Origin of the sequence: Vibrio sp. Vb1337 (genome assembly GCF_033338715.1) — a bacterium.
Classification (GTDB): Bacteria; Pseudomonadota; Gammaproteobacteria; order Enterobacterales; family Vibrionaceae; genus Vibrio; species Vibrio alginolyticus.
Genome location: NZ_JAWOTD010000093.1, coordinates 1 through 1,478 on the forward strand (window position 1 = coordinate 1; position 1,478 = coordinate 1,478).

2 protein-coding genes are annotated in these 1,478 nt (G+C 46.6%); both read right to left on the reverse strand.

Features of this window, described 5'->3' with window-relative positions; genetic code table 11:
• Positions 1–64 precede the first annotated feature (64 nt).
• Positions 65–508, reverse strand: coding sequence for a type II secretion system major pseudopilin GspG (gspG, locus tag R7E42_RS24115; RefSeq protein ID WP_318073102.1), 444 nt, complete (start codon positions 506–508; stop codon positions 65–67).
• A gap of 61 nt (positions 509–569) precedes the next feature.
• Positions 570–1,478 (reverse strand): type II secretion system F family protein (locus R7E42_RS24120; RefSeq protein WP_318073103.1); only part of this gene is annotated, 909 nt, incomplete at its 5' end.

Here is a 1,478-nt window from a genome sequence, read left to right on the forward strand (position 1 = left end):
TTTCTATCAATGTAAAACCGTTATGTTTTCGCATTTGTTTCATTAGTGCTGGCTTGCGCTCATTTTATTGGAAGTCTTGCATGTTCCAGTTGCCAATATCCGCTGCTGGACCTTCACCGCCCTCTTGACCATCCGCACCTAGAGTGAAGATATCAATCGTGCCTTTGTCACCAGGGCTTAGGTATTGGTATGCATTACCCCAAGGGTCATTTGGAAGACGCTTGATGTAACCACCATCACGGTAGTTGCGCGGTTCTGGGTTAGAAGGCTTAGTAACCAATGCGTCTAGACCTTGGTCTGTCGTTGGGTACACGCTGTTGTCTAGCTTGTACATATCCAACGCGTTCTCTAACGCCACAATGTCAGTGATCGCTTTTTGTTGGTCTGCCTTTTCTTTGTTGCCTAGCAAGTTTGGAACAACAAAACTTGCCAAAATACCCAAGATAACAACAACTACCATCACTTCTAACAGTGTGAAACCGTGTTGCTTACTACGCTTAAATTTCATTTTTTTCTCCGAAAGTTAGATTCAAGCCACGTCTTAATTTAGACACGCCTTAATTCGAATATTATCCGCTCATCAAGTTATTCATTTCTAGCATCGGCATCAAGGTCGCCATGACAATGAATAACACCAATCCAGCCATTAATGCGATCAAGGCAGGAGTGAACACTCCCAACGCAATATTGACCGTAGATTCAAAGTTTTGGTCTTGGTTGTCCGCCGCACGCGTCAGCATGCTTTCTAACTCACCACTCTGCTCACCACTGGCGATCATATGCAGCATCATCGGTGGGAATAGACGGGTTTGATCCAGAGCTTTACGCAAGCTTGCCCCTTCACGGACGTTGTCTGCAGCAATCAACACTTGCTGCTTTACGTAACGGTTCGACATCACATCAACCGCCACTCGCATACCTTCAAGAATTGGGATCGCACTTGAAGTACAGATCGACAAGGTACGAGCGAAGCGAGCGGTATTGAGGCCTTTAGAAATCTTACCGACGAGCGGCAAGCTGATGATTTTTCTGTCCCAAGACAAGCGAAAATCTGGTTTTTGCAATGCCAGTTTTAAGCCATAAAAACAAACTACTAGCACGGCAAAGATAATCAGCCCCCACTCTTGGACGAACTCACTAGCCGCCAGCAAAAATTGCGTTGACTGTGGCAACTCTTGCCCCATTTGAATGATCGGCTCGATGATTTTGGGTACCACGGTCGCCAACAAGAACGAGACAATCGCCACCGCAAACACCACTAATACGACAGGGTAGATCATCGCTTGCAACAGCTTAGAACGCATTTTCTGACGGTTTTCGACGTACTCCGCCAAGCGCTCTAAAACCGTATCAAGGTGTCCAGATTTTTCACCCGCGGCGACCATAGAGCGAAACAGTTCGTCAAAGACGTGTGGATAATCACCTAGGCTATCTGCCAATGGGTAACCTTCGGTGACTTTGGAGCGAACTGCAGCGAT